General features: G+C 45.1%; 18 protein-coding genes. 1 reads left to right on the plus strand and 17 read right to left on the minus strand.

All coding sequences use genetic code 11. The features are described from left to right. Positions 1-169 precede the first annotated feature (169 nt). Positions 170-1,390: an arginine deiminase gene (arcA, locus tag VIA_RS20545; protein ID WP_004415739.1), complete on the plus strand. Its 1,221-nt coding sequence runs from the start codon at positions 170-172 to the stop codon at positions 1,388-1,390. Between the two features lie 142 nt (positions 1,391-1,532). Here the strand turns inward: arcA and tldD are convergent, their stop codons facing one another. The 17 genes from tldD to VIA_RS20630 all read right to left on the minus strand — a co-directional run bounded on the left by tldD (position 1,533) and on the right by VIA_RS20630 (position 20,752). Continuing rightward, the gene (gene tldD, locus VIA_RS20550; protein ID WP_004415741.1) at positions 1,533-2,978 is read right to left on the minus strand and encodes a metalloprotease TldD; all 1,446 of its coding nucleotides are present in this window, start codon (positions 2,976-2,978) and stop codon (positions 1,533-1,535) included. A 9-nt stretch (positions 2,979-2,987) separates the two neighbouring features. Beyond that, complete coding sequence (locus VIA_RS20555) at positions 2,988-3,806, minus strand: carbon-nitrogen hydrolase family protein (protein WP_004415743.1); 819 nt, start codon at positions 3,804-3,806, stop codon at positions 2,988-2,990. A gap of 12 nt (positions 3,807-3,818) precedes the next feature. Next, complete coding sequence (locus VIA_RS20560) at positions 3,819-7,688, minus strand: YhdP family protein (RefSeq protein ID WP_004415745.1); 3,870 nt, start codon at positions 7,686-7,688, stop codon at positions 3,819-3,821. Between the two features lie 9 nt (positions 7,689-7,697). Further along, on the minus strand, positions 7,698-9,167 hold the full coding sequence (gene rng, locus VIA_RS20565; RefSeq protein ID WP_004415746.1) for a ribonuclease G: 1,470 nt from the start codon (positions 9,165-9,167) through the stop codon (positions 7,698-7,700). A gap of 21 nt (positions 9,168-9,188) precedes the next feature. After that, the gene (locus tag VIA_RS20570) at positions 9,189-9,749 is read right to left on the minus strand and encodes a Maf family protein (RefSeq protein WP_004415749.1); all 561 of its coding nucleotides are present in this window, start codon (positions 9,747-9,749) and stop codon (positions 9,189-9,191) included. A 3-nt stretch (positions 9,750-9,752) separates the two neighbouring features. Beyond that, entirely contained in the window at positions 9,753-10,241 is a 489-nt protein-coding gene (gene mreD / locus VIA_RS20575) for a rod shape-determining protein MreD (RefSeq protein ID WP_004415751.1), read from the minus strand. Between the two features lie 6 nt (positions 10,242-10,247). Next, positions 10,248-11,117: a rod shape-determining protein MreC gene (gene mreC / locus VIA_RS20580; RefSeq protein ID WP_004415752.1), complete on the minus strand. Its 870-nt coding sequence runs from the start codon at positions 11,115-11,117 to the stop codon at positions 10,248-10,250. 56 nt (positions 11,118-11,173) lie between these two features. Next, the gene (locus VIA_RS20585) at positions 11,174-12,217 is read right to left on the minus strand and encodes a rod shape-determining protein (protein WP_004415753.1); all 1,044 of its coding nucleotides are present in this window, start codon (positions 12,215-12,217) and stop codon (positions 11,174-11,176) included. A gap of 152 nt (positions 12,218-12,369) precedes the next feature. Beyond that, complete coding sequence (locus tag VIA_RS20590) at positions 12,370-15,648, minus strand: DUF6701 domain-containing protein (protein WP_004415754.1); 3,279 nt, start codon at positions 15,646-15,648, stop codon at positions 12,370-12,372. 3 nt (positions 15,649-15,651) lie between these two features. Beyond that, positions 15,652-16,098, minus strand: coding sequence for a hypothetical protein (locus VIA_RS20595; protein WP_004415755.1), 447 nt, complete (start codon positions 16,096-16,098; stop codon positions 15,652-15,654). Then, entirely contained in the window at positions 16,088-16,798 is a 711-nt protein-coding gene (locus VIA_RS20600) for a prepilin-type N-terminal cleavage/methylation domain-containing protein (RefSeq protein ID WP_004415756.1), read from the minus strand. The genes VIA_RS20595 and VIA_RS20600 overlap by 11 nt, the downstream gene beginning before the upstream one ends. Beyond that, positions 16,798-17,175: a hypothetical protein gene (locus tag VIA_RS20605; RefSeq protein WP_004415757.1), complete on the minus strand. Its 378-nt coding sequence runs from the start codon at positions 17,173-17,175 to the stop codon at positions 16,798-16,800. Before VIA_RS20605 ends, VIA_RS20600 begins: the two co-directional genes overlap by 1 nt. Further along, the gene (locus VIA_RS20610) at positions 17,175-17,696 is read right to left on the minus strand and encodes a type II secretion system protein (protein WP_004415758.1); all 522 of its coding nucleotides are present in this window, start codon (positions 17,694-17,696) and stop codon (positions 17,175-17,177) included. Before VIA_RS20610 ends, VIA_RS20605 begins: the two co-directional genes overlap by 1 nt. A gap of 146 nt (positions 17,697-17,842) precedes the next feature. After that, positions 17,843-18,388: a type II secretion system protein gene (locus tag VIA_RS20615; protein WP_004415759.1), complete on the minus strand. Its 546-nt coding sequence runs from the start codon at positions 18,386-18,388 to the stop codon at positions 17,843-17,845. A gap of 34 nt (positions 18,389-18,422) precedes the next feature. Continuing rightward, positions 18,423-18,989: a prepilin-type N-terminal cleavage/methylation domain-containing protein gene (locus VIA_RS20620; protein ID WP_004415760.1), complete on the minus strand. Its 567-nt coding sequence runs from the start codon at positions 18,987-18,989 to the stop codon at positions 18,423-18,425. Between the two features lie 79 nt (positions 18,990-19,068). Next, a complete protein-coding gene (locus VIA_RS20625) occupies positions 19,069-19,548 on the minus strand; it encodes a hypothetical protein (protein WP_004415761.1) in 480 nt (159 codons plus the stop codon). Next, entirely contained in the window at positions 19,532-20,752 is a 1,221-nt protein-coding gene (locus tag VIA_RS20630; RefSeq protein ID WP_004415762.1) for a type II secretion system F family protein, read from the minus strand. The genes VIA_RS20625 and VIA_RS20630 overlap by 17 nt, the downstream gene beginning before the upstream one ends. Positions 20,753-20,759: the final 7 nt, after the last annotated feature.

The following is a 20,759-nucleotide window of genomic DNA, read 5'->3' on the forward strand; positions in this document are numbered from 1 at the left end:
CCAAATAGGAAAAAATTACATATTTGGAAATTCTATAGATTACCGACAATTATCAGTACAAAAAACCATAAGACAAATAAAAGGCAGTTATTTTCTCCAGCAACTCAGCTTGCATCTTTATAACAAACTTGTCATAAATACGCTCTTAAATTAATTGTAAGGATACAAAATGAGTAAGTTGTATGTAGGCTCAGAAGTCGGTCAATTAAGACGAGTATTGTTAAACCGTCCTGAGCGAGCGCTCACCCACTTAACCCCTTCGAACTGTCATGAGTTGTTATTTGATGACGTACTGGCCGTAGAAGCGGCTGGTGAAGAGCATGATAAGTTTGCCCAGACACTAACTGACCAAGGGGTTGAAGTTCTGCTACTGCACAACTTACTGGTTGAAACATTAGAAGTCGCTGAGGCTCGAACTTGGCTACTCAATACCCAGATTTCTGATTTCCGTTACGGTCCAACTTTTGCCAAAGATCTACGCAACTATCTATCGGATATGGACAACGAACACCTAGCGACAGTACTGCTTGGTGGTCTCGCTTATTCAGAACTACCAATCAAGTCATCATCGATGCTACCGCGCATGCACCAGCCTCTCGACTTTGTGATTGAGCCACTGCCAAACCACCTCTTTACCCGTGATACCTCGTGTTGGGTATACGGTGGTGTCTCTCTGAACCCGATGATGAAGCCTGCCCGTCAGCGCGAAACCAATCACCTGCGCGCGATTTACCGCTGGCACCCTGTCTTTGCAGGCCAAGATTTTATTAAGTATTTCGGCGATGAAGATCTTCATTACGATAACGCTAATATTGAAGGCGGCGATGTGCTGGTTATTGGTAAAGGCGCGGTATTAGTCGGTATGTCTGAAAGAACCACCGCTCAGGGTGTTGAAAACCTTGCTGCAAGCCTATTCAAGCATGGCCAAGCCAAAGAAGTGATTGCCATTGAGTTGCCAAAACACCGCTCATGCATGCACTTAGATACCGTGATGACCCACATGGATATCGATACTTTCTCTGTCTACCCAGAGATCATGCGTAAAGATCTCAACACTTGGCGCCTATCAGCAAAAGACGATGGTGATATGAAGGTCGAAGAAGTGCCGAGTTTCATCCATGCGATTGAAGAAGCTCTCGGCTTAGATTACCTGAAGATCATTACCACTGGCGGTGATAGCTATGAAGCAGAGCGCGAGCAATGGAATGATGCCAATAACGTATTAACCGTCAAACCGGGCGTAGTTATCGGTTATGAACGTAACGTCTACACCAATGAGAAGTACGATAAAGCGGGCATTACGGTTCTTCCTATCCCTGGTAATGAATTGGGTCGTGGTCGTGGTGGCGCTCGCTGTATGAGTTGTCCTATCGAGCGTGACGGTATTTAATACCACGCTTAACAGCCAATAAAAAAGGGTTGATGTGCAAGCATCAACCCTTTTTGTTTTTCTTAAGTAAGTAGGTCACCCTCAAGAGATTCCCTACTCACTCCTTCGTCGTTCTATGGAATGACATAGACGACCAGTCGTTTTATTCGGTACCACCGACTGTGATTGAGTCGAGCTTCAATGTTGGCTGACCAACGCCTACAGGGACGCTTTGGCCAGCTTTACCACACACACCCACACCTCGGTCAATGCTAAGATCATTACCGACCATAGAGACTTGCTGCATTGCTTCAATGCCAGAGCCGATCAACGTTGCCCCTTTAACAGGACGGGTAATCTTACCGTTTTCAATCAAGTAAGCTTCAGACGCAGAGAAGACGAACTTACCTGAGGTGATATCAACCTGACCGCCACCAAAGTTTGGAGCATATAAGCCTTTCTCAACCGTTGAAATAATCTCTTCTGGCGAATGCTCGCCCGGTAGCATGTAAGTATTGGTCATGCGAGGCATTGGCAGGTGAGCGTATGACTCACGACGGCCATTACCGGTAGGGTTTACTCCCATAAGGCGCGCATTGAGCTTGTCTTGCATGTAGCCTTTTAGCACACCGTTCTCGATCAGTGTGTTGTATTGGCCATTGACACCTTCATCGTCAACGTTTAAAGAACCACGTAGGTCTTTTAACGTGCCATCATCAACAATAGTACATAGATCGGAAGTGACCTTCTGGCCCACTTTGCCGCTAAATACAGAAGACTCTTTGCGGTTAAAGTCACCTTCTAAACCATGACCAACCGCTTCGTGCAGTAGCACGCCAGGCCAACCAGAGCCAAGTACGACTGGCATCATACCTGCCGGTGCAGCATCTGCTTCAAGATTCACGAGAGCCATGCGAATCGCTTCGTCTGCATAATGGTAGGCAACCTTGGCACCATCGCTATCTGATAAGAAGAAGTCATAACCAAAGCGACCGCCACCGCCTGAACTGCCACGTTCACGGCGATCACCCTTTTCAGCTAGCACGCTGATTGATAAGCGAACTAAAGGACGAATATCACCAGCGTAGGTGCCATCCGTTGCGGCAACCAGCATCTGTTCATGGACACCACTTAAGCTAACCGAAACTTCTTTAATCAACGGTTCTTTAGTACGAATGTAGGCATCTAGCTCTTTCAGCAGTTGAGTCTTTTGCTCCTTGGCCCAACTCTCTAACGGGTTCGCTGCAGAATAGTAACTCTGGTTATCGGTGCGCTTAAATGCCTGTACTTGGCCATTTTGACCTTGTTGAGCAATACCACGTGCTGCAATGGCACTCTGCTTTAAACCTTCGAGCTGAATTTGATCAGAATAAGCAAAGCCCGTCTTTTCGCCGGCTACTGCTCTCACACCTACACCGCAGTCAATATTAAAAGAACCATCTTTAATGATGCTGTCTTCCAATACCAAAGACTCATGCCAGCTTGACTGAAAATAGATATCTGCATAGTCGATTTGGCGAGTGGCAATACTAGCCAACGTATCTGCAATGTCTTGCTCACTAAGTCCGGCTGATTTTAGCAACGCGTCTTCTACGTGATTTATGGTCATACTTTGCTCTTAATTTTGTAACTGATTGCTGAATCGAGTGTGCTGCCTTACTGGCATCGCAGATCTCAACTCATCGACTTGGGTTAGGTCAATTTCGACTAATAAATTACTTGGTTGATCAGATAGTGCCCCAATAATCTCTCCCCACGGAGAAATGACCATCGAGTGTCCCCAAGTTTCTCGCCCACACGGATGGACTCCTGCTTGATTCACAGCGATAAGCCATGACTGTGTTTCAATCGCTCTCGCACGCAGCAGAGGTTCCCAGTGCGCTCTGCCTGTCACCGCGGTAAAGGCCGCTGGTACAAGAATCAGGTTAGCACCTAACCGAGTGAGTTCACTGTATAGTGTAGGAAAGCGGATATCATAGCAGATACTTAAGCCAAGATGCGCGAATGGGGCTGGATATGTAACAATTTGAGAGCCCGGAGTAAAGGTTTCAGACTCTCGATAGCGTCTATGTCCGTCGGCAACATCGACATCGAACATATGTAACTTGTCATAATGCGCGACAAGCTCACCTTGGGGAGAATATAGCAACGATGTTGTTGTCACTCCCTGAGCTTGCTGGATCGGCATACTACCCACTAAGAGCCAGACTGCATTTTGTTTTGCTAGCTGCGCAATCTGTTGTTGCAACGTTCCTTGCTCAAGCGGCTCTGCATACTGGTGATAATCTTTACGACTGCCAAACACAAGGCTGTTTTCTGGGGTGACGATAAAAGTCGCCCCCTCTTTTGCTAAGGCGATCACCTGTTCACGGATATAGGCCAAATTATGCTGAGGATTTGGGCCAGATGTCATCTGAATTAATCCTACTCGTTCCATGAGTAACTCTCCTTATTTCACCGCTTCTCGCAGTTTCTGTGGCAACTTAAATTCACCTTGGCTACGTGACAACTCTTTAACTATAGGTGCATCCAATGGCCCCTTCACTTCATAATTAACTTGAGTGAAGACCTCGACAACAGGCGAGATCACCGTCGTAATCGCAAGTACGTACAGAGCGGTTTGTGGCGTCACGGCAAAGGCCGTTAAGACCGGGATCCCCGAAGTAATATCTGGAGTAAAGTTAACCTCTGCGTCTACTGTTCGGGTATTAAGATTCGCCAATCCTTTGATATTCATCTCACCCGCGACCGCATCCATTTTGATGTCGTTGGTAAGGAAAATACCGTTGCGGATTGAACCACTACCAGTAATGGAGTTAAACGCCATCCCCTTATCAAACACATCGGTAAAGTCGAGCTGCATTTTACGAATGATGGAGTCGAGACTAAAGATACCCAGTAACCTCGCCGCACCGCTGACATCAGAAATGACCCCTTTGCCTAGCTCAGTCTTAACATCGCCTTGTAAACTCGATATGCGACCTGACCACGGAGAACCATCCCACTCAATATTGGCACTAATGTCAAAGGGCGCGCGTTGGATACCAGAAGAGATACCAAAGCGCTCCATCACGTCGCTGTTGTTTTCACCTGACATAGCAATATTGAATTTAGTGTGGCTTTGCTTGTCATTCAGTTGCCACCAGCCATCCATATTGACCTTGTTGCTCCCGCTTTCAAACGAGAGCTTCTTCCACTCTATTTTCTCGCCTTGGCGCTGGAGATCTAGATGTGTTTTACCAACCTTGTAGCCCTGAAGCCAGAAGTCATCAATAGTCAGAGTGATATTCGGGATCTGCTGATGGAAAGTTCGATCGAACGCACTCACCAATGGTTGTTCATCATTGGTAGGATCGAACATGGTTTTGTCTTTTAGCTCTTCATCCAGCACAGGGACATATATATGAAGGCGTTCAAGAGAAACCGATAAATCATATGGCTCAAGATAACTCGCTTCGCCTTTCGCTTCTTGGCTATCGAGATTCATATACCAACCCAAACCTTTACGTTTGGCGCTGAAGTCGACATCATTCCATTCAATATTGGCCAGTGTCAGCTCTTTTACATCAAGATCAATTCTCGATGGTAACGGAATCTGCGGCGTATTCATTTGTGCTAATACCGCAGAGGAGCTTGGTTGTTCTTGGGTGGCGAGTTCAATCCAATCATCTAGATTGAATTGGTCAGTGCGAACTTGAGCTTGATGGCCAGTAATCGGACTAATTTTGAAGCTCCCTTTACCCAACACTAAATTGGTCGCTTTTAGAACAGGTACATCGGGGCGAATATCGATTTCGGTTTGATACTTAGCACTAGGCAGTTGCAGCCTTGCGGTAATACTCTCTTGGTTACCTGAAGCTTGCAGGTGCGCTTTACCTTTTTCACCACTTTTTTTACCTAACGGCGCTGGGTAGTTACTACTTACTAACTTAAGGTCAGCTACGGTATCTATTTGATAGGTAAAGCCAATATCATTCAGTTGCAGGTCAATGTCCATTTGCCAAGGTGCATGGCCGCCAACGGGGGCTACCCATTGATTGCCAAGATAGGGAGCCAGTGGTTTGACATCCCAATCTCCAACTACATTGATCGCCACACCATAACCTTGAGCGATGTTCTCTCCGCCAAAATCGATTGAGACTGGCTGAGTCAGTAATTCTGCCGATAGCCCAGCGGCACTGACCACATCGTTATCAAACTCAACACGACCAGACACGGTTTCTAACGTCATCGGTGGAGCATCAATCGTGACATGGTTTTTATTTAAGTCAGCGTAACCCCAAGCGCGCGCCTCTTTGTCCGTATCAAACGGAATGTTCAGCTGAAACTTCGATTTCACCGGCCCATCCACTTGTACCGCAGTTAAAGCAGCACCCACAGAATCCACTAGCGGAGAAGCTGTCATATAATCGCGCACCGCATTACCTTCAGCACTCGCTTGAGCTTCAATCTCAATGTGCCCATCAGGCCCGAGGACCGGAATACGGCCAGTAATGCGCTGAGCTTTAACATCCATCAATGTGGCGCTGTGCGAATCAAGATACATCGCATCATTTTGGAACAGGATATCGAGCTGTAAATCAGTAATGGCTGGCCAAGCGGTATCGAAGCTAAATTTAGCCTGCTTTAAGCCAACCCACGCCTGAAACATGCCGTTGTTATTCTGGTACGGGAAGTCACCCAACTCTCCATACCAAAGCAATTTCGCCGTATTAACTCGACCACCTTGAATTGCGGTACTCAAATAGTCCGTGAGATCTCGACCAAGCGCTAAAGTTGGTAAGTAACGCCAAGTTTCACCAGCGTTATAGAGGTCTGCTTCAGCATAGAAAGATAAGAACGGGCTGCGCTCTTTAGGAAAATCAAGACGGAAAGCGCCAAGAACTTGTAGATCGGGGGTGGCAGCGGTGACTTTATCCGCCCAAAGACTCCAACCTTGCTCACCGTTTTGCCACACAATGTCCACCTGCCCCTGCTTAATATTAAGCGGAGCTTGAAACACATCACCATAAGGCAAAACATCATCAATCAAAGAGACTCTTGCTTTGGCTTGCTGAAGGTTACCGGCGACAGAAGCTGACACATGATGCACACCTGGCAATAGCTCCCACTGAGACATAGTGCCGCCACTCAACTCTGCCGAGTACTTAAGGCTATCAAGGCCGTCGCTCATCGAAACGCGAACATCTTCAACTAAACCACCAAGCGAAAATGTTTCGATTAACTCTGACGTTGCTTGAGAATTTGGCGCCAGTTTTACTAACGGTGTGATCGTGGCAATATCGAGTTGAGAAACATTTAAGCGCCATTGCTCAGGTTGCCAATCAAAGGCCATATCGAGTTCAGGCCATGCTTTATCATCGGTTCTTAGTTTTAGTGAGTGGGCATTTACTTGCCAACCTTGTTCGATCGGCTCAAGTTCCAGAACACCTGATTCAATGGATAGCTCATGACGTCCGCCCTCTTGCCAAATCAGCTCTGAAGACTCCAACTCTAAGTAAGCACTCACTGGCTGACTTTTCTCAAGCGTTAACCAACTATTAAAGCTGATTTGGCCTTTCTCAATACCCGTTTCTGTTTTGAGGTACTTACTCAGCCAAGGTGTGACTAGCACATTTTGTGCAGAGACATAAAACTCGCCACTCACTTCCGCTAACGAGCCGTAATCAACAAAGTTTGCTTTGACTTTGGCTGAGTTAATTTGGCTGTTAGCTAGGCTGATTTCACCATCAGCAAGATGATGACGGCCGTCGTTTTGCCATCTCAGTTTGGCGATATTCAGTTCACGCTCGGTGCCATCAATACCTAAGAAGTGAATTTGAGAATCCGCGATGGTAAAGCTGTCTAACTGGCGAAGAAACAACTGGTCTAACTGTTGTATAACGCCCTTCTGCTCACCTTGCGGTTTTAGCTCTGACTTATCATCACCCGTTGCCCACTGCACTGAAGTGATATCTAAATTGAGCTGGTAGATATTCAAGTCCGCAACCACAGGTTGCAGTTGCATAATCGTCTGAAACAGATCAATTTCAACTTCTACCGTTTCAGCAGAAAAATGAATACCACTGCTCTCAGGGGTTTGCGCTTTAACCCCTTGCAGTGAAATGGATGGGTGAGTGTTGCGCCAAAAACCATGCAGGCCAGAGATCTCAAAATCCAGCCCCGAGCCTTGGTTAACCCAAGCTTGAATCTGAGGTTGAAAATGGTTGAGCTGAGGCAGTGCAATACGCAGACCCGTTACCGCGATTGCCAAAACAATCAACACAGTAACGGTCAGCCAAAGAAAAAGTCGCGTTAGACGAGTTGCAGTCGTAGTCACATACAGCCTTTACATCATTACAACGTCAAACTGCTCTTGAATATAGAGAGGTTCAGCTTGAATCTTCACTTGCTTACCAATAAAGACCTCTAGCTCTGCAAGTGCATGAGACTCATCGCCTTGCAGGGTTTCGGCAACCGCAGGTGATGCATAAACAACAAATTTATCCGCATCATAAGCTCGATTAACACGTGTCACTTCACGTAAGATTTCGTAGCACACCGACTCAACAGTCTTAACGCTGCCACGACCTTCACAGGTTGGGCAAGTTGAACATAAGATGTGTTCGATGCTTTCACGGGTACGTTTGCGGGTCATTTCAACTAAACCGAGCTGAGTAAAACCATTGATATTGGTTTTAACACGATCTTTGTCTAATGCATTTTCCAGTGATGTGAGTACACGATTGCGATGTTCATCTGCGATCATGTCAATAAAATCGATAATGATGATGCCGCCTAAATTGCGCAGGCGTAATTGACGCGCAATGGCCTGAGTCGCTTCAATGTTAGTGTTGAAAATCGTCTCTTCAAGATTGCGTCGACCAACGAAAGCACCGGTATTGATATCAACTGTCGTCATCGCTTCAGTTTGATCGATAATCAGATAGCCACCCGATTTAAGTTCAACTTTACGCTCTAATGAACGTTGAATCTCGTTCTCGGTGTCGTACATATCGAAGATCGGTTTTTCACCTTCATAAAGCTCAAGTTTATCTGTCAGCTCAGGGACATACTCAGAAGTAAACTCTTTGAGGTTTTCAAATTCTATACGTGAGTCGACAAGAATTTTGTTTAGCTCGGTACCGACGAAATCGCGTAAAATTCGCTGTGATAGACCTAACTCACCATACAGAGTGGCGCGAGTTTTATATTTGCTGCGGCGCTCAATCACCTTGGACCAAAGACGCTTAAGAAAAGCGGCATCTTGCGATAACTCTTTCTCATCCGCACCTTCTGCAGCAGTACGAATGATAAAACCGCCATTTTCGTCACAGTAGTGACCAACCACCTTCTTGAGGCGATTACGCTCTTGCTCGCTCTCAATACGCTGAGAGACACCAACATGGCTTGCCCCTGGCATAAAGACTAAATAGCGAGAAGGAAGGGTAATATCTGTGGTTAAACGCGCGCCTTTCGTGCCGAGCGGGTCTTTCACAACCTGCACGACAATATCTTGACCTTGGCGAACAAGCTCAGAGATATCACGAACTTGGAACTGCTGTTTTTCGTTATCAGCAACACATTCGGTATGCGGGACAATATCAGACGCATGTAGAAACGCCGCTTTTTCTAAACCAATATCAACAAAGGCGGCTTGCATACCCGGTAGCACTCGGCTAACTTTTCCTTTGTAAATATTACCAACAATACCGCGCTTCGCTTCACGTTCGACATGGATTTCTTGTAGGGTTCCCCCCTCAATCATGGCCACGCGAGTTTCACTCGGGGTCACGTTGATCAGCAACTCTGCACTCATGAGCGCACCTCAAAAATAAAATTATAAAAATTTGTGCAAGAGCTGGTCAGTTTCAAATAATGGTAGGCCAACAACAGCGTGATAGCTGCCTTCAATACGGGTGACAAAACGCCCACCGATACCTTGAATTCCATAACTGCCAGCTTTATCGCATGGTTCGCCCGATTGCCAATATCGTTCTATTTCTTGCTCTGACAGGGTCTTAAACCATACGTCTGTCGATACCACGACAGTCTCTTGAATCTCGTTAGTCGCCACCGTTACGGCGGTCATTACTTGATGCTCTCGGCCAGAAAGCATTAATAGCATCTGTTTAGCATGCGCTAAGTTGTCCGGTTTCTCTAGCACTGTATCGTCACAGACGACAATCGTATCGGAACCTAGCACCACTGATTCTGGTTGTAGTTCAACGGCAGCCATCGCTTTATCTCGAGACAAACGTGATACATACTCAAACGGCGTTTCAGCTTGGTTTTGGCTCTCTTCAACATCGGTTTTCAAAACAGAAAATTGAAAGCCCAGTTGAGTAAGTAGCTCTTTTCTTCTTGGCGAACCTGAAGCCAAAATCAGTGGTTTAGTCATTATTTATCTTACGTGCCAATGGCGTCTAACCCGACGCATTAATAAAAACATCCAAGGCCACAAGATGCAGTTGATCAACCCACTCCACATTGTGACAGGATTGAACATTACATCTTGAATCAGGTACTCACCACAGAAAATGAGCACGTCTAAAACCACCGACATGATTCCTATTAGAATAGCCTGTTGCCACAGTGCCATGTTACGAATTACCAGAAAGTTGAGCGCAACAAGGTAAACGACGATAGACATCATCATCCCTCGGATACCAAGGGTTGAGCCTAATAGTAAGTCCCATAACAGGCCAACAATCAGTGCGGTGCCTACGTTAACGCGATGAGGCAATGCTAGTACCCAGTAACAGGTTACGAGCAATAGCCAAGAGGGTCGTAACATGTCGAGCACACCAGGCCAAGGGATCGTCTGTAGGGTTAACGCCACCAAGAAAGAGCATGCAATGACAAATTTGCCTTTTAGTACACTATTCGCCATGTTTGCTTATTCCTCAATAGTTCCAGATAAGGATTGTTGAACCTTGTCCTGACGCGAGTCATTCGGCCAAATAAGCAGTAGATAACGCAGACGTTCAAAGTCGACGACAGGTTCCGCTTCAATTAAGGCAAACTCTCTGCTTGTATCACGTTCGACTTCAGCTACGTGAGCCACTGGGAAACCTTCTGGATAAACGCCACCTAAACCCGATGTCACCAGTAAATCGCCTTCCTCAATATCCAGACTGATTGGGATATGATCAAGGTTAATACGATCAGATTTACCCGTGCCTGAGGCAATAATACGAATATCGTTACGGATCACTTGAACAGGAATAGCGCTTAGGCTGTCAGTCAATAAAAGCACGCGGCTATTGTGCGCTGAAACAAACGTCACTTGGCCAACGATACCTTTTTCATTCGCCACAGGCTGCCCAACGTAGACGCCATCAATTTGTCCTTTATCAATCACCACTTGGTGACGATATGGAGAGGTGTCGACCGCCATCACTTCGGTCACAACTTTACGCTCATCACGGATGAACGATGAGCCTAGCAACTTTCTTAAGCGCTGATTTTCTTCTCGATATTGATCGAGCAGCAATAGGTCATTTTTCAGACGCAGCACTTCACGTTTCAGATTATGAGAGCTTTCCATATAATCCCGGCGGATATTGAAGCGCTCATAAGCACCATCAAACATTACTCGAGGCACGTCCGCTAAATATTGGATAGGAGCGACCATGCTATTGAGTAAATAACGCACTTGGGTAAATGCGCCTAAACGACTATCAGCCAGCATAAGGCTGGCTGATAGAATGACGGCAAAAAACAGACGTAGCTGAAGTGAAGGTCCCTGGCCAAAAATAGGCTTCATGAATAGTGAGATCCTTGTATCTTGCCCGCCTCAGTATCACTCTGAGGCCACATCGATTATTCTTCGCTGAATAGATCGCCGCCGTGCATATCGATCATTTCTAGAGCTTTACCGCCACCACGAGCCACACACGTTAGTGGATCTTCAGCGATAACAACTGGAATGCCTGTTTCTTCAGTTAGAAGACGATCAAGGTCTTTTAGTAGTGCACCACCACCAGTTAGAACCATACCGTTTTCAGAGATGTCTGAAGCTAGCTCTGGTGGACATTGCTCAAGTGCAACCATCACAGCTGATACAATACCTGTTAGAGGTTCTTGTAGCGCTTCAAGAATTTCATTTGAGTTTAGGCAGAAGCTACGAGGCACACCTTCAGCGAGGTTACGACCGCGAACTTCGATCTCTTCTACATCATCACCTGGATATGCAGAACCAATCTCATGTTTGATCTTTTCAGCCGTTGCTTCACCGATCAAGCTGCCGTAGTTACGACGTACATAGTTGATGATCGCTTCATCAAAACGGTCACCACCAATACGTACAGATGAAGAGTAAACCACACCGTTTAGTGAGATTACCGCCACTTCTGTTGTACCACCGCCGATATCGACAACCATTGAACCTGTTGGCTCAGATACGCGTAGGCCAGCACCGATTGCTGCAGCCATTGGCTCATCAATCAAGTAAACCTCACGCGCACCAGCACCTAGCGCTGATTCACGGATTGCACGACGCTCTACTTGTGTTGAACCACAAGGTACACACACTAGAACACGCGGGCTTGGCTTTAATACACTGTTGTCATGCACTTGCTTAATGAAGTGCTGTAGCATTTTTTCGGTTACGTAGAAGTCAGCAATAACGCCATCTTTCATAGGACGGATCGCCGAGATATTCCCTGGCGTACGACCCAGCATTTGTTTTGCTGCGTGACCAACCGCTGCAACGCTTTTGCCCGCACGGTTACGGTCTTGGCGAATAGCGACTACTGAAGGCTCGTCTAGGACGATACCCTGTCCTTTAACGTAAATAAGAGTGTTGGCAGTACCTAAATCGATAGATAGGTCATTTGAAAATATGCCACGAAGTTTTTTGAACATATTCTTCGCTCATCCTGAAAGAGTTAGAAGATAGAAAATTGCACTAAATGTACCAATGCCTTGCCGTCACAGCAAGGCATTGAAGTGTAAACATGGGCTGAAACCCGCAATTTCTAACAGATTCCTTACTTAAGCCAAAGAATTTACAATTATTATTGGCCGATCAAGCCGGGTTCACCGCGAAAGATCACTCGATCGTTACCTCGGTATATACCAAATGTCACCACACTGGACGGATCTTGTTCACCATTCGCATCGTCACTAGCTAGATCATCATCCCAATTGTAACGCAGCCACGGCATATCATTGCGCGTATTATCCAGCTCTAACCAAATTTGCGTCTGTTGGCGAACTTGGGAAGAGTGAGTGACCGTAATTGAATCGGATTCACCGTTATTCACCAATCCACCATTGGCAAAGCTCAAGGTTTCCGCGGTTTGGCCTTCTTCGACCCAAATATTGTTATTGTCGGTCGATGTGCTTTCGCCAAGAATAGTCGATACTGCATCGTCATCACTGTTGACGACAAAGCGCTCACCATTCCAGAACTCAACCCTAAGCGGGATATTAAGCGTTGTATTCACTGTGCTGCCCAAGCTATCAAGAGCAACGCGGCCAAAGCGCAGGTCAGGTTGTGCGGTTAGTAATCGAGGGTCGCTTCCATTTTCTTCAGATGACTGATAAGCCACAGGGTCCACATTAGATAACCCTTCATCAGTGATCGATATATTGCTTACTCCATCTCCAATACCATTAAATGGACCGTCTTCATAACCAGTAGCTGTCGTAGCCTTCTCCCAACAAAGCTCGCTAGCACAATTGGTCGTTGGCGAAGCTTCAGCGATTTCGAAGGTGCCGATACTACTGCCTGATGACAAGTTCCACTGTTTGTTTGGCTCTGGGGAATGGAACCTCTCAGTAAAGTCTGGTTCAAACAAGGCAAAGTTTGCCGTTAAGGACGACGCAAAACTCGCATAATTTTGCACTGCACTCCCATTTGCATTTAACGCCTCGACATCAAATGAAACCCCATCAAAGGGTTGGTTCATATAAGCAAATGATTGAGAACTCGGATAGTCCCATACAGGAGTATTTATCACTCTAAAAAATTTAGGATAAAAACGACCGATATCTTCGCTATCAGAGTCCAGATCCATCGTTAAGTAAGTCGCACTAGTTTGGAATCGAATCGTCCCTACTTCATTCCACGTATGTGACAGCGTTTGTATGAGGTTACCGCTGTCAAATGATGGAATAGATGTAGGTGTTATTACTCCTTGCTGCGGTGGAGTCGATGGATAGACAAGGCTGTATGTTAATTCAAGAGGCCCATTGTCTAGACCATAGTTACCAGTTTGAGGATAGCGACACTCTTCATTCACATTGCCTCTGGAATCAGGATGTACGATAGGGATATAGCTCGCGCTAAACTCATCACCTGAAGCCATAAATCCAGGCGTCCCTGTCGTTGTAGATGGGTTCCCATTAGCGCTATTGCTCGTCTCATGAACATTACAGATAGCGACTTTCCAAGGCCTTGAGTAGACGTCAAATTCACCTTTTAAGCTTCCGCCTTCTGATGGACAACGTTCCTCATCACAGACAAAATTAGGATCTTCAATCTGAACCGTTATATGACCTGATTCTTTGAATGTTAAATCGGCTTGTCGATTATTATCATTAAGCACAGCACTAAACTCTAAGTCATCGGCTGTTGGCGTTAAGCTTGGTCGGTTATAGCTAAAGCTTGCTGTCGGGCTCCCTGTATAACCAAGATTAATCAGTTGCCCACTATCACTACATGCTTTTACGTCAATGGTAATTTGATTGTTTTGTCCCGCGACTAGGTACTGATCATCCACTTCAAACTTATATGGTACATATTTGATCTGTTCCGTATCTTCAAAACTCTGTCCATTTACAGTGAGATTCGCTTTGAGATCATAATTGCCAATTGAAGCAGTTGAATTGGTAATGACTCTATATTTAGCAATACCGTTTGCTTCAGAAATAAAGTTAACTGTTAAGTTAGACCCATTTTCTTGGATTAGCATTGGCTGATGTCCGGCGACCAAGTTCCCTTCCCCGTCAAACATGTGTACTTCAACGATATTATCAGGGTCAGATTCACAGGTTAGGTGGTAGTTGAATGGTTTGATCTCAATAGAAGAGAGAGACGGAGCGGGTTGAGACTCACAACTTAAAGGATAGATCTTATTTTTGCTACCACTAATCGCAATGCTGTGGGCTGTAATACCGCCACGAATAACGTTATTACTACCATTAATAATAAAACCGTTATCAGCATCATCGGCAGCAGGGTCAACATAAAAGAACGCATTTATCCGGTAATTACTCTCTTTATGTTTAAAAATCGGTATTCTGATATTAGAGTCATCGCCATGACCAATAAACAAGATGTCATGGCTACTACCAGTGTGGTTAATCTTAATATCAGATTCATTAAACTGGAGTTCTTCATAGTGAATAATACTTGGCTCAAGTACTTCAATTTGAGCGTTAACCCCATCAAATTTAAGCTCTTCTATCCAGTAATTCCCACCTTTTAGCTGTAGCTTAGAATCTTTAGCAAGCTTAACTTCTTCATATACCCCGCTATCAAGTGCGCGAGTCTCACCTCGCTTTAGTTTTATTTCGATATCACCTTGCCTAAAGCTAGGCAATGAGACAGGTAGCGTAGGATGATTTTTGTTTGGGTCAAAAGTACACACACCGATAGAACCATTCGGGTACTCACATAAATTTGCAGGCTGAATAATGGTAAGGAACGAATACTTAGGATCATTATTCGCTGGATAGATACGATTCTCCACTCCCCCTACTTGCATTGCACCAAAAGGGCGCTGTGAAGCGTAGACGTTGGTTTGTAACCCATTTGGTACATACGGACAAACGTCTAACTCAAACGGTTCTATATCTACGCAAGAACCGTTCGCAATACAGTATTTATCCGGGTCGTTAAACTGACTCCCAACAAGATTTATTTTCAGCCATGGATCAAATTTGTCGACCCCCATCAAATTAGATAAACTGAAATTGCTAATTGTTTTCTTAACCACTCCATCAACAGAATAGGTCAACGTTCCCCAAATCCATCGCGAATTGTTGTCAGCACGTTCGAATTTAATGCGAAATGTACGCTCTTTTCTCTCTCCAACATAATCACGTTCGTAAATTGCAGGTCCATACCTCTGATAGCTCCTGTCATCCGTCCAGAGTGGATAGTAATAATTTCTTTCAAAACGCACACGATTTGAACCATCCGAGTCTATTTGAAAAGTGATACAAAAATCCGTCCTAGTATCGACCTCACTGCCAGGCGCTAAACATTGAGATGCTTGAGCAATCGATGGCACCAAAACTACCACTGCCAATATCAGAGCTGATAACAGCTTAACTAGCATATTCATCGATTAATCCCTCAACCACACTTGCTGACTACGTTGCACTTCATGGATACCTGTTCCGCAGCTAACCGTGGATTGCAAAATGTAAAATGTTCGGCCATCAAGCTCCCCCCTATCTTCACATTCTAGCTGCTGCAATTGACACGAAACTGTCGCACTCGTAATCAACCTCTGTTCAATAAAATCTCGAATATCGCCGTTAACATTAAGCCTTAAGCCAGTACATATTGATCCGACATCATTGCTACTCTCATCAGGGTACATCTCGGTCAAGACATACTCATTGGCAGAGTGACTCAACAGCCAAGCTTGTGTACCTAGTACTCCACGTGTGGTGGAGTCTCGGCTAGACCAACTGGTTAGATTCAAACTGGTCGCTAGGTAGCCCATCACCAAGATAACGAAGATAACAATGATCAGCATACTGCCGCTCTGTTTTGACTTACGGGACATTGATCACCTGTATATCTTGATTATAGGTAGAGGACTCGCCATTTAACTCGAAAGTAAGCGTTACATTCACTACGCCGTTGTGCTGAACATCTGCGGCCTGATAAGAGAGCTGATTACCATTACCCGTTAACTTATCGGTCACTGTCACGCCATTGCGGGTGACCCGGGTGCCAGCAATGCAGTAAGTCACTTGCTCGTCACCGTCGAAGATAAAATGGCGATTACTGACAGAGCCGCCAACCAGATCTTGTGCGCCACTAGTAAAGCTAAATACGTTGTCTTCAACCAATCCAGCACTATCGACAGAGTAGATATTGTCGAGATCATTTAGGTTCGTCGATGAGCGAGTTGGATTGATGATTAAACGCTGAGTTGAATTGGCGCCACTTACAGATGCTGAGTTACTGACGATGAAATTTAAATCTGCGCCCGACACCGCATAAAAACCTGAATCCGCAATAGAGTAAAACGACACACAATTACTGCCATCGCCTTCAAACATGTTCGGTACGGCATGGCGAACTTCACGCGACATCTTCTCTAGAACAAAAGTGGCTTCCGTCTGTAATCGGTAGCGCTCGACCGAACCAAAATAACCAGTGACACCTAAATGAGTAAAGTTAGCGACCCCGAGTAGGAGTATTGCTGACACAATCAGTGCCAACACCATTTCAATCAGGGTAAAGCCTCGGCTTTTCATCAGTACTCTCCCCTAAAACCGGTGAAAGTAATTGGAGGCTGGCTACTTGCTGTAATGGTTAAAGAAATTTGCTGCAAATTCGCTGCACCACTTACGGCATTGATATCAATATCCAAATCAAAATTGGCATAGCTAGGATCTAGGTTATCAATGATGTTTTCTGCCGCGCTGGCAAGGGAAGTCACATTGGTATCAACCGAGAGCATATCTGTCATGACACTCTGCCCCAATGCCGAACTGCGGGAAAAGTAATGGTACTCACCAGATTGAGATAACTGTGGGGCAAGAAAAGAGGAAAAGATAACCACGGCTACGCCTAAAATAATCGTCACAATCACAGCTTCAAAAAGGGTGAATCCATACTCAGACTTTTTCATTAGATACACTCCGAGTTTTGCGGAAAAACAAAGCCTTCACTATTGATGCATACCCAAGAGCTGTTCGAGCCATCTAATGTAGAAATACGAATATCAATATTGCCACCCTCGACCGTCGCACTGGTCGGGTTGCCAAGCAAATCAAAGCTCACCCGATTATTATTGGCAGTGATGATGAATTGGTAATTCTCACTCAGCACAACATCACTTCTTTGTTCAGCACGGTTGAGAGTTAACCGACACGCTTCTACGGAACCTAAACAGTTGGTTGAAGTACCACTTATCGCTTGCGTAGCCAAGATGAAGTTTTGATTGGTATTCACACCATTATATTGCATGCGATTGACTTGAATTTGGCGTACCAATGCCATGGTTTGATCTTGCAGTGCATACAGCTCGTAGTCTTGGCGTCCTGAAAAGCGTGTCGCTGCAACTACTGACACAATAGCTAGTAACAGAATAACAACGACTAACTCAATAAGAGTAAAACCTTGAGATGAGGAGTTAGGCTTTGCTTCCATGAGGCACCTAAGTGATTATTTTTTCTACTTATACAGTATAAAAGAGAACTGCAATTAAAGGGAATGTTTTGCGGTTATTTGAGAAGGAATAAAAAGAATTTAATTTAGGTAAATAAAAGGCCAGCGAACGCTGGCCTCAGTCAATCTTAACAACCGTTAGTTACAGCTTCTGAGAAAGCTTCTGTCGTTGCATTTGCCGCTTCAACATAAATAACGAAACAACCTGTTGTGTTGGCTGGCGTAGTTAAGTCGTATACAAAACCATTGTTAGCTTGTACTGGGTCTGTTCCTGCAAATGAGTATGCTACAGCATCTGGCACAACGCCTGTTTCCGTGACGTTAACTAGAACCCAATCGTTGCCAGGCAAACCTGCTACTGCGTCTTCAATACCACGATCCTGCGCACCAATAGCTGTTGCTGTAGGGTAACCAAAGTTCGTAGCAACACCATTAGTAATAGGCGTAGTAGCGGCATCCGCCGTTTTAGGGTCTGTCTCTTCACCATCAATTGCGGAGCCACCATATACAATGCCTAAAGCACCAGACATTGCACCGTTAAGACCCTGTAATGATGCTGCACGAGCATCTTGTTGTAGGTTCAAGAAACGTGGTGCTGCAGTGACTGCAAGAATACCCAAAATAACAATTACCACCACTAGTTCAATTAGGGTGAAACCGCCTTGTCTTTTCATAGTTTAACTCTCTCTATGGATAATATTTGCAGCACTACTGCAATGTTACGGTCACACGACCAGTTTCAATCTCATACACAAACTGATGTTCACTATTGCCTTCTTGCTGCACATACGTACAGGTCGAGGCGCCATTATCAGCTTGGGCAGAATATTTAATATTCGAGTCCGTTGCCGCATCTGCCACGGTACCAACTCGAGGTGGATTCTGTAGTAAGTTTTCCATTAAATCGATACAAGCTTGATCATCGAGACTGGTTGGAAAACTGCTGTTATCTGTATTAAGACCGTATGGATAGCCATCACGGAAGTCACCGCCAGTTTGTTCTGAACTTGTGAGCCAGAAATCGATACCATCATAGTTAACGGTATTGCGCACGTCGGTATTAATCGTCAGTGACGGTCTTGCTTCTGCTTCCCATTGAGCACGAGCAGACAGCACACCTGTCGCGTACCCACCAGCAACACCTTCAACACTGGCTTTTTTAGCCTCATCAGTGACATCTAAAAAGCGAGGTAATGCCGCTACAGCTAACAAGCCAACGACAACAATAACGACCACTAGCTCAACTAAAGAAAAACCAGATTGTTTGTTAAACATAATAATCACTACTCACTATTTGGTACACCGTATTATACGGAATTTATACATTTGCGCTACTATTCAACACGTCAAAAAATCAATTCGCCAAAAATCCGACTTTTGCGGAAAATTTATTATTAATCAAACCAATAGAAATAAATTGATTTTGATTATACAAGTAATTACAACGATAAGAAGAGCCAATAAACTCACTCTCAATTGCGACCGGAAAACTGCCTAGCACCTCTTTTTCCGGATAAAGAACATCCAACCAAAAAGCACAATCATTTTGCTGCCGCGCATTCACGGGTAAGACCCAACCAGACCCCGTATAAGTAATCAATTTGCCATCCAGTTTTAGGTTCTGTTTTTGCCCTGCCAGCAACCACTGCTGCTTGTAGTAACCCGCTTGCTCAATCACGCGTTTACTCGCCACTAAAAACGCGGTGTCACTTGCCTCTCGCTCAACATCTTTCCATGCAAGCAAAAAACTCATCACCAAAATAATGATAACTAGCAACCAAATGACCAAACGTGAACGCTCAAGATTGGTGATTAAGCTAGCCTTTGATGGCATCGAGCATTCCCCACATAGGTAAAAAGATACCAAGTGCCAAAATCAATACCATGCCCGCAACAATTACCAGTAGAATTGGCTCAATTCTCGCCGTCAGTGTTTTCAGATCATAATCGACTTCACGATCATAAAAATCAGCCACTTCTAATAGCAACTCATCAATGCGCCCCGTCTCTTCACCCACCGATATCATCTGAATAACCAACGGAGTGAAAACGCCACTATTAATTGCGGTTGATGATATGGTGCCGCCAGCCTCAATTGAGGATTTCATCTCAAGTAATCTGTTTTCTAAAAATTTGTTGCCTAGCGCCTCTGCTGACAACGCTAATGACTGGTTCAATGGCACGCCAGCCTTTAGCATCAAAGCGAAAGTTCGTGAAAAACGTGACAGTTGGGCTCGATTAATCAACTCACCAACAACGGGCATGCGTAAACGGAATTTGTCCCACTTTTCACGTCCATTAGCAGTATTGAGCCAAGCTTTAAACGCAAAGCTCATTGCTACCATCGCAACCACCATCATCATCCAGTAATTGACGAAAAATTCTGAGGTCGCTATCAATATTCTAGTCGGTAGTGGCAAATCCACACCGAAGCGCGCAAACATGCTCGAAAACTGCGGGATGACTTTAACGTTAAGCACAAACATCGCCACCATAATAAAGCTGATAACGAAGGTGGGGTAACGCATCGCGGTCTTTATTCGCTTTCGTGTCTCTACCTCTTGTTCATAATAGTTTGCTAGTTGCAGTAGCGCTTCATCAAGTCGACCTGTGTTTTCCCCAACATGAATCATCGACACAAATAGCGGGCTAAACACTTTAGGAAACATCTGCATTGAACTTGATAGACTTCTACCGTTTGTCAGCTCTTGTGTCACATCTTCAAGTGCTTCTTGCAACTGCTTATTGGAGCTATTTTGACTCAACCCTTTCATCGAGCGCAGCAACGGAACTCCCGCTTTGGTTAAGCTGTATAGCTGACGACAAAAGATCACCAACACTTCAAGCGGAACCGCGGGAGTGAGTAGCGCTTTAAAATCAATACTCAGTGCACTCTTTCCACCACCAGATTTAATACTGATAGGGATAATGCCTTTATTCATCAGTTGCTCAACAACCGCATCTTGTGTCGGCGCTTCGATACGACCTGACACTGAAGAACCGTCACTATTTCGCCCTTGATAATGAAAACTTGGCATAAACTAG

The organism is Vibrio orientalis CIP 102891 = ATCC 33934, from assembly GCF_000176235.1.
Lineage (GTDB): Bacteria > Pseudomonadota > Gammaproteobacteria > Enterobacterales > Vibrionaceae > Vibrio > Vibrio orientalis.

What these genes read in the sequence shown, in the direction of transcription:
- VIA_RS20620 (WP_004415760.1), bottom strand. Translation starts at nt 18,989, where the DNA reads ATGTTTAACAAACAATCTGGTTTTTCTTTAGTTGAGCTAGTGGTCGTT.
- VIA_RS20610 (WP_004415758.1), bottom strand. Translation starts at nt 17,696, where the DNA reads ATGGAAGCAAAGCCTAACTCCTCATCTCAAGGTTTTACTCTTATTGAG.
- VIA_RS20600 (WP_004415756.1), bottom strand. Translation starts at nt 16,798, where the DNA reads ATGAAAAGCCGAGGCTTTACCCTGATTGAAATGGTGTTGGCACTGATT.
- VIA_RS20615 (WP_004415759.1), bottom strand. Translation starts at nt 18,388, where the DNA reads ATGAAAAGACAAGGCGGTTTCACCCTAATTGAACTAGTGGTGGTAATT.
- mreD (WP_004415751.1), bottom strand. Translation starts at nt 10,241, where the DNA reads ATGGCGAATAGTGTACTAAAAGGCAAATTTGTCATTGCATGCTCTTTC.
- tldD (WP_004415741.1), bottom strand. Translation starts at nt 2,978, where the DNA reads ATGACCATAAATCACGTAGAAGACGCGTTGCTAAAATCAGCCGGACTT.
- VIA_RS20630 (WP_004415762.1), bottom strand. Translation starts at nt 20,752, where the DNA reads ATGCCAAGTTTTCATTATCAAGGGCGAAATAGTGACGGTTCTTCAGTG.
- VIA_RS20555 (WP_004415743.1), bottom strand. Translation starts at nt 3,806, where the DNA reads ATGGAACGAGTAGGATTAATTCAGATGACATCTGGCCCAAATCCTCAG.
- VIA_RS20590 (WP_004415754.1), bottom strand. Translation starts at nt 15,648, where the DNA reads ATGAATATGCTAGTTAAGCTGTTATCAGCTCTGATATTGGCAGTGGTA.
- VIA_RS20595 (WP_004415755.1), bottom strand. Translation starts at nt 16,098, where the DNA reads ATGTCCCGTAAGTCAAAACAGAGCGGCAGTATGCTGATCATTGTTATC.
- rng (WP_004415746.1), bottom strand. Translation starts at nt 9,167, where the DNA reads ATGAGTGCAGAGTTGCTGATCAACGTGACCCCGAGTGAAACTCGCGTG.
- mreC (WP_004415752.1), bottom strand. Translation starts at nt 11,117, where the DNA reads ATGAAGCCTATTTTTGGCCAGGGACCTTCACTTCAGCTACGTCTGTTT.
- VIA_RS20605 (WP_004415757.1), bottom strand. Translation starts at nt 17,175, where the DNA reads ATGAAAAAGTCTGAGTATGGATTCACCCTTTTTGAAGCTGTGATTGTG.
- arcA (WP_004415739.1), top strand. Translation starts at nt 170, where the DNA reads ATGAGTAAGTTGTATGTAGGCTCAGAAGTCGGTCAATTAAGACGAGTA.
- VIA_RS20625 (WP_004415761.1), bottom strand. Translation starts at nt 19,548, where the DNA reads ATGCCATCAAAGGCTAGCTTAATCACCAATCTTGAGCGTTCACGTTTG.
- VIA_RS20585 (WP_004415753.1), bottom strand. Translation starts at nt 12,217, where the DNA reads ATGTTCAAAAAACTTCGTGGCATATTTTCAAATGACCTATCTATCGAT.
- VIA_RS20570 (WP_004415749.1), bottom strand. Translation starts at nt 9,749, where the DNA reads ATGACTAAACCACTGATTTTGGCTTCAGGTTCGCCAAGAAGAAAAGAG.